General features: G+C 51.9%; 12 protein-coding genes. All 12 read left to right on the top strand.

The annotated features are described in order from the left end of the window. The coding region (trpA, locus tag OXG87_12535) for a tryptophan synthase subunit alpha (protein ID MCY3870379.1) at nucleotides 1-671 on the top strand (671 nt) is incomplete at its 5' end. Between the two features lie 3 nt (nucleotides 672-674). Further along, nucleotides 675-956: a chorismate mutase gene (pheA, locus tag OXG87_12530; protein ID MCY3870378.1), complete on the top strand. Its 282-nt coding sequence runs from the start codon at nucleotides 675-677 to the stop codon at nucleotides 954-956. A 14-nt stretch (nucleotides 957-970) separates the two neighbouring features. After that, nucleotides 971-1,996 carry a 3-deoxy-7-phosphoheptulonate synthase gene (locus OXG87_12525; protein ID MCY3870377.1) on the top strand — a complete coding sequence of 342 codons (1,026 nt, stop codon included), beginning with the start codon at nucleotides 971-973 and terminating at the stop codon, nucleotides 1,994-1,996. 126 nt (nucleotides 1,997-2,122) lie between these two features. After that, nucleotides 2,123-2,410 carry a helix-turn-helix transcriptional regulator gene (locus tag OXG87_12520; protein ID MCY3870376.1) on the top strand — a complete coding sequence of 96 codons (288 nt, stop codon included), beginning with the start codon at nucleotides 2,123-2,125 and terminating at the stop codon, nucleotides 2,408-2,410. A gap of 13 nt (nucleotides 2,411-2,423) precedes the next feature. Next, nucleotides 2,424-2,612, top strand: coding sequence for a hypothetical protein (locus OXG87_12515; protein MCY3870375.1), 189 nt, complete (start codon nucleotides 2,424-2,426; stop codon nucleotides 2,610-2,612). 87 nt (nucleotides 2,613-2,699) lie between these two features. Next, nucleotides 2,700-2,867, top strand: coding sequence for a type II toxin-antitoxin system HicA family toxin (locus OXG87_12510; GenBank protein MCY3870374.1), 168 nt, complete (start codon nucleotides 2,700-2,702; stop codon nucleotides 2,865-2,867). After that, entirely contained in the window at nucleotides 2,857-3,096 is a 240-nt protein-coding gene (locus tag OXG87_12505; protein ID MCY3870373.1) for a type II toxin-antitoxin system HicB family antitoxin, read from the top strand. The genes OXG87_12510 and OXG87_12505 overlap by 11 nt, the downstream gene beginning before the upstream one ends. A 14-nt stretch (nucleotides 3,097-3,110) precedes the next feature. After that, complete coding sequence (locus OXG87_12500) at nucleotides 3,111-4,220, top strand: prephenate dehydrogenase (GenBank protein MCY3870372.1); 1,110 nt, start codon at nucleotides 3,111-3,113, stop codon at nucleotides 4,218-4,220. Nucleotides 4,221-4,230: 10 nt separating this feature from the next. Further along, nucleotides 4,231-4,890, top strand: coding sequence for a hypothetical protein (locus OXG87_12495; protein MCY3870371.1), 660 nt, complete (start codon nucleotides 4,231-4,233; stop codon nucleotides 4,888-4,890). Next, the gene (locus OXG87_12490; GenBank protein MCY3870370.1) at nucleotides 4,887-5,042 is read left to right on the top strand and encodes a hypothetical protein; all 156 of its coding nucleotides are present in this window, start codon (nucleotides 4,887-4,889) and stop codon (nucleotides 5,040-5,042) included. The genes OXG87_12495 and OXG87_12490 overlap by 4 nt, the downstream gene beginning before the upstream one ends. Continuing rightward, nucleotides 5,042-5,920 carry a shikimate dehydrogenase gene (gene aroE, locus OXG87_12485; protein ID MCY3870369.1) on the top strand — a complete coding sequence of 293 codons (879 nt, stop codon included), beginning with the start codon at nucleotides 5,042-5,044 and terminating at the stop codon, nucleotides 5,918-5,920. Before OXG87_12490 ends, aroE begins: the two co-directional genes overlap by 1 nt. After that, nucleotides 5,910-6,671, top strand: a complete 762-nt coding sequence (ubiE, locus tag OXG87_12480; protein MCY3870368.1) for a bifunctional demethylmenaquinone methyltransferase/2-methoxy-6-polyprenyl-1,4-benzoquinol methylase UbiE — start codon at nucleotides 5,910-5,912, stop codon at nucleotides 6,669-6,671. The genes aroE and ubiE overlap by 11 nt, the downstream gene beginning before the upstream one ends.

Below are 6,671 nucleotides of genomic sequence, written 5' to 3'. Positions count from 1 at the left end.
CCAATAGGGCCACTCGGTGGCGAGCACGCGTGCATCCACGGCTGTGTGGTCCCGTGATTCAGGAGGCGTCGCAACGCGCTTTGGCCGCAGGTGCGACGCTCGAGGGCGTGTTGTCTATGGTTGCAGATTTGCGGACTGAGACCGAAATACCCATTGTGCTGTTTACGTATTACAATCCGATTCATCGCTACGGTGTGGAGCGCTTTGTAAAACGCGCCGCAGATGTAGGGGTAGATGGTGTTCTGATGCTGGATCTGCCTCCGGAGGAGGGCGGCGATTACAAGGCGCATATGGATGTGCATGGGCTGGATACAATTTTTCTCGTGACACCGACTACGCGCGATGATCGGATGAAGCTGATTGCATCGCATACGAGGGGTTTCGTCTATTACGTGTCGCGCACCGGGGTGACGGGAGAGCGCGATTCTCTGGCTGATGAAATTCAAAGCAAGGTGTCTGCGATATGCCAGCATACAGATATGCCCATTGCCGTTGGGTTCGGTATTTCAACGCCTGAGCACGTGTCGGAAATTGCGCGGTATGCCGATGCGGTTGTGGTTGGTAGCGCGATTGTGCGCCGCATTAGCGAGTACCAACGCGAGGCCGATCTGGTCGCAAAGGTGGGTGCTTTTGTCGGGTCTTTGATCGGCCCTTTGAGAAAGGATATGTAGGTTATGGAGAAGGATCTGGATTTCTGGCGCGAGAAAATCGATGCCTTAGATGATCAGATTCTCGAGTTGCTCAATGAGCGTGCCCGGTATGCTCTGTCTGTGGGAAAAATTAAGTGTGCCGAGGGTTTGCCCTTTCATGTCCCCGAACGAGAAACCATGATCCTCAACCGCATTCGCGAATTGAATGGCGGTCCTTTGAGTCACGAAGCAGCGCAACGCATTTTTAGACAGATTATCGATGAGTCGTTGCGGTTGGAAGAAGATCGCGCAGATTCAGAGTCTTAAAAAAAGGTGTTATTATGAGTTTCAAACGGATTCAGCCCATTCCCAGTGCAGAAGAAATCCAGGATGTTTTGCCGCTACCCGATGATTTGAAGGCTAAGAAAGAAGAACGCGATGCCGAGATTCGGGCTATTTTTGAGCGCAAGAGCGATAAGTTTTTGTTGGTTATTGGTCCGTGCTCTGCTCACAATGTCGATGCGGTGTGTGAATATGTGAATCGCCTGGCGCGGCTGCAAGAGCAGGTGATGGACAAGCTGGTGCTCGTGCCGCGGATTTATACCAATAAGCCGCGCACGACTGGCGAAGGGTATAAGGGCATGGCCCATCAGCCCGACCCTGAAGGTATGCCCGATATGGTTGTTGGGATTAAGACGATTCGACAGATGCAGATTCGCGCTTTTCGCGAGTCGCATTTGACGGCTGCTGATGAGATGCTCTATCCTTCGAATTTGCCTTATGTGGAGGATTTGCTGAGTTATATTGCCGTGGGGGCGCGGTCTGTTGAAAATCAGAATCATCGCCTGACCATTAGCGGTGTCGATGTGCCTGCGGGCATGAAAAATCCGACTGGTGGCGATCTGGATGTGATGTTCAATGCCATTTATGCAGCGCAAATGCCGCATGTGTTTTTTCACAATGGCTGGGAGGTCAGCACGTCGGGCAATCCGCTGACGCATGCGGTGTTGCGAGGGATGTCGTATAATGGGCGGAGTATTCCCAATTATCACTACGAAGATTTAATGCATCTTGCCGAGCAATATCTGACGCGCAAGTTGAGCAATCCGACGATTATTGTGGATACCAATCACAATAATTCAGATAAAACGTTCTCCGAACAGCCGCGCATTGGTCTGGAGGTGATGCGCAGTCGCCGCCATTCCGCGCTGCTTCACAATGTGGTGCGCGGGTTGATGGTGGAGAGTTATCTGGAAGAGGGCGCGCAAAAACCCGAAGAAGGGATATTTGGGAAGTCGATTACTGACCCGTGCCTGGGGTGGGAAGATACAGAAGTTTTTGTGAAAGACCTGGCGGATTTGGTTTAGAGGCAAGAAGCAACTATAGCATAGGTTTATCCAAAAGGCGAATCATGTTATGAACAGGGTACGATTCAGGCTGTGCTTGTTTTTTATGCCAAATTGGGTATATTTGGTATATAAGGAGGCTAAGTTATGAAAGTGACTCAAGGCAGCGATAACGTATTCGAGGATATAGGTTTTGATCGGGAAGAAGCAGCGAGCTTAAAAGTTCGGGCTGATTTAATGCTTGACTTGAGAAAGTACATCGAAATGAAGGGGTGGACTCAGAGTCAAGCCGCTACATTTTTTGGCGAATCCCAGCCGCGCATTAGTAATTTAATGCAGGGAGATATTCGTCGGTTTAGCGTGGATAAGTTGATCAATATGTTGACGCTGGCCGGGATGCAAGTCGAAGTTTACGTCAAACCACAAGCAGCCTAATGAAGGTGAATCAATGGATGTTTTAGCAAAAAAATTAGACGCGAAATTACGCGAATGGAAGCCCAATACAGTAGCGGAGGTTAGGGGGCGAGTAGTGGAAATTATCGATCTCGCAGACCATGATGTCCTGGATATCATGCAATCGCGTTCCGTAGAACAGGAGGTTCTAAATCTACTCGATGAACCCACAATCCGGCAGTAGAATGATAGCATGAATCAAAGAGAAGCCTTACTTGACAGAGCGCAGCGAAACCCAAATGGATTGCAATTCAGAGAATTTGAAAGACTCATGCGTCAATGCGGATGGACGCAACGTCGCCAGCGAGGAAGCCATCGTGTTTGGTACTCTCCAGACGGGTACCGACTCGTAGTCCAACCCAATCGCACCATGTCCAAGGGCTATCAGGTTCGACAATTTTTGAGACAATATCATTGGGAGACAAAAAATGAAAAATAATAATCAGGACAACTTCGATGGATTCACAGTCAAGATGTTCCTGGATGAAGATGGCGATTATCTCGCCCATTTCGTGGAACTTCCCAATGTTTCGGCTTTTGGACAGACACCCGACGAGGCGTTGGTTGAATTGAAAGCAGCGTGGGAGTTGATGAAAGAGTGTTACCGGGAGGACGGTGTTCCTATCCCTAAAGCAAATCGTGACGAATCCGTGTCCCGGTTTATGTAGTGTGGATTCCTTTTATGAACGATCCTCCGTTTAGAGATGCCGCGATTGCCATTGTGGGGGTAGGGTTGATTGGTGGGTCGCTGGGGCTGGCGTTTAAGCGATTGGGTATTGGGCGCGAGATTATTGGTATTAGTCGCGCGGAGACCCTGCGAGAAGCCCGTGCGCTCGATGTGATCGACAGCGGTTATGAATACGACGCGATGGACAATGGCGTAAAGCGGTCAGATCTGGTATTTTTGTGTTCGCCCATTGTGCGCATTCTGGAGCAATTGCCCGCGGTCGTGCAAGCGGCCTCGCCGGGTTGTATTATTACAGATGTGGGTAGCACAAAGGGCGCGATTGTCGCAGGTGCAGAACGGGTTGCGCGTGAAGATGTGCATTTTGTGGGCGGGCATCCCATGGCGGGGTCGGAAAAGAGCGGTGTGGGTGCTGCCGATCCCTTTTTGTTTGAAAACGCGCTTTATGTGCTTACGCCCGCAAGCGGTGTTCCCGATCAAACTGTGGATGCGCTTGCAGCACTGGTGCAATGTATTGGTGCGCGTTCTATGCGCATGGAGGCCGAGACGCATGATCGGGTCGCGGCGACTGTGAGCCATTTGCCGCAGATGATGGCTACCACGCTCGTGGGATTGGTGGGCAGGCTCAATGAGGCCGATGGCCTTCCCCTGCAAATGGCGGCGGGTGGGTTCCGCGATTTGACGCGCATTGCCTCCAGTCCGTTTGCGATGTGGCGAGATATTTGTCAGACGAATGCCGGGCCTATTCGAGAGATGATCAATGCGTATCTCGACGCGCTTGTGGCGATACGAGAGAAGGTGGATCGGGAAGCGTTATCAGAAGATTTTGACTATGCGAATCGCATTCGCGGAGAGATTCCCAGAGATTCCAAGGGATTTTTGCATCCGCTTCACGAAATTTTGCTGGTGGTGGAAGACAAACCCGGTGTGATTGCCGATGTCGCATCGCGTTTATCTGCCGAAGGAATTAATATTGAAGATATTGAGGTGTTGAAGGTGCGCGAAGGCGAAGGGGGGACGATCCGGATAGGGTTTGGGCAGCAGGAGGAAGCCGAGCGGTCTGTCGATATTTTGCGAGATGCGGGTTATCAAGTGCGGTTGCGTTAGAGGGGTAAGTATGTATGAGGTAAAGGAAGCGCGTGGGCTTATTGGGGAATGCGATGTTCCGGGTGATCCTGAGACCACGCTGTATTTGCTCGGCGCTGCGGCGATGTTATCGCAGTCGGATCTGACCCTTCACTGCGTGGGCGACGATTGGAAGACCCGCCGCGCATTGGATTTGTTGCGGCGGTTGAATGCACAATTGGACATTCAGGTGACGCGATCAAAGTCTAAGGTGACGCGTACGATTAAAGTCCAGGGGTCTGAATTGCGGCGCACGCGTATAGGGGGCGAGCAGACGGATTTATTTATTCGTGAAGTGCCTTTTCTCGCTGTGATGGGCACGCAAGCCGCGGGTGAAACGGTTATTCGAGATGGAGAGGGTTTGCGCCAGGGAGAGGTTGACCGCCTATCACTGACGATTCAAAATTTGCGTCAAATGGGGGCTAAGGCAGGCGAAATGCCCGATGGTCTGGTGGTGCAGGGACCTGTGCGCCTTGAGGGTATAGAGGTCGATGCTGGCGGCGATGCCCGCACGGGATTGACCTTTGCTCTGGCGGGATTGGTAGCCGAGGGCGAAACCCAGGTGTCAAATACGGGCGATATGTGCCGAGAATTTGCCGGGTTATTCGATTGTTTATCGACTGTTGTTCAACCAAAAGAGGTGAAAATATGAAGCTACTTTTTAAGCTCGCGCTATTTGCGATTTTGATGATCCTGGGCGGTGTGGCATTTATACGCTATACATACAACTGCTCGTGGAAGGAGAGTTTTGATATTGCCGATGAGTTTGTGAATGATTTGCTGGATGGCAATCGAAGGTCTTGATGAATATTCGCGCAACAAGTCAGGTGCTGGGCGTTATTGGCGACCCGGTGGCTCATTCGTTTTCTCCCGATATGCACAATGCCGCAATCGCCGCATTAGATGTGAATTATTGTTATGTGGCTTTTCACGTGTTGCCCGACCGCGTGGGCGAGGCGATGAAGGGATTGCGCGGGCTGAATATTCGCGGGTTAAATGTGACTATTCCGCACAAGCTGGCGGTGATGGAACACATGGATCGCATTTCAGAAGAAGCACTGGCTGTGGGTGCGGTCAATACCATTTCGCGCGAAGGCGATGAGCTGGTCGGATACAATACGGATGTCTATGGCGTTGTGACGGCATTGCGCGATATTGCGGGGATTGTGGCATTTCCCGCGCATTGTGTGGTGCTCGGCGCAGGTGGGGCTGCCCGCGCTGTGACGTATGCGCTGGGGACGCAAGACGAGGTGCAGCGGGTGACGATTTTGAATCGCACGGTTAAGCGTGCAGAGGCCCTGGCAGTGGATATGGAAAAAATAACGGGTACAAAAATGGATGTGGGTGCGCTGGATGTCGATGCGCAATGCAGGGCGTTTGCCGATGCGGGCGTGGTTGTGAATACCACTTCGCTGGGGATGTATCCCGAGGTCAATGCCTCGCCCCTTGCCGATGTGCGCGCTGTCCATCCGGATCTGGTGCTCTACGATACGGTGTTCAATCCGCTGGAAACGCAGTTGATGCGCGCGTTTCAATCGGTTGGTGCGCCAGCTTTTGGTGGACTGGATATGCTGGTTTTTCAAGGGGCGCGATCTTTTGCGATCTGGACGGGTGCTGAGCCACCGACTGATGTGATGAAAGATGTCGTTGTCAAACGGGTCGGCAGTAAAAATGAGAGGTGAGAACAGGCATAGCCCTAAAACCCCTGCGGGTATCGCGCGCGATGTGTTGCTCGAACCAGAAGCCAAGCGCGCTTTTGTGCGGCAGATGTTTGATAGGATTGCCCGCAGGTACGATTTGCTCAACCACCTGTTGAGCCTGGGCATTGATATTTTGTGGCGCAAAAAGACTATTGACCGATTGCAACCCGGGTCGAACTGGCGAATTTTGGACCTGGCTACGGGCACGGGCGATTTGGGGTTTGAATGCGGCAAGCGCGCTGGCGATATTCAGGTGATCGGCGTCGATCCTTCGGTGCCGATGTTGCGTGAGGGTACAAAAAAAAATATATCGCGAGCAAATCCGGTCGCGTTTTTGTGTGGCGACGGGGAGTGTCTTCCCTTTGGTGAAGGGATATTTGACGGCGTGACAATCGGATTTGGCATTCGCAATGTGGTCGAGTTGGAAACGGCCCTGAGCGAGATGTGCCGCGTGCTCAAGGTGGGTGGGCGCGTGGCTGTGCTGGAGTTTTCAAGGCCGCGAGTTCCTGTGTTCCGCGGCCTTTACAATTTTTATTTTCAGCGTATTTTGCCTCGTATTGGACACATGGTCTCCCGCGATCCGAATGCCTACTGCTATTTGTATGAATCTGTGATGCGTTTTCCCGAAGGTGATGATTTTTGTGATCGGTTGTCCGATGCGGGATTTAGCGATATACAGGCGGTTCGGTTGAGTTTTGGGATTGCAACTATTTATCTGGCGTCGAAAACGTAA

This window comes from Gemmatimonadota bacterium, from assembly GCA_026706845.1.
Lineage (GTDB): Bacteria > Latescibacterota > UBA2968 > UBA2968 > UBA2968 > VXRD01.
Note: the sequence above shows the minus strand (reverse complement) of the source record. Positions and strands in the feature narration are given on the sequence as shown.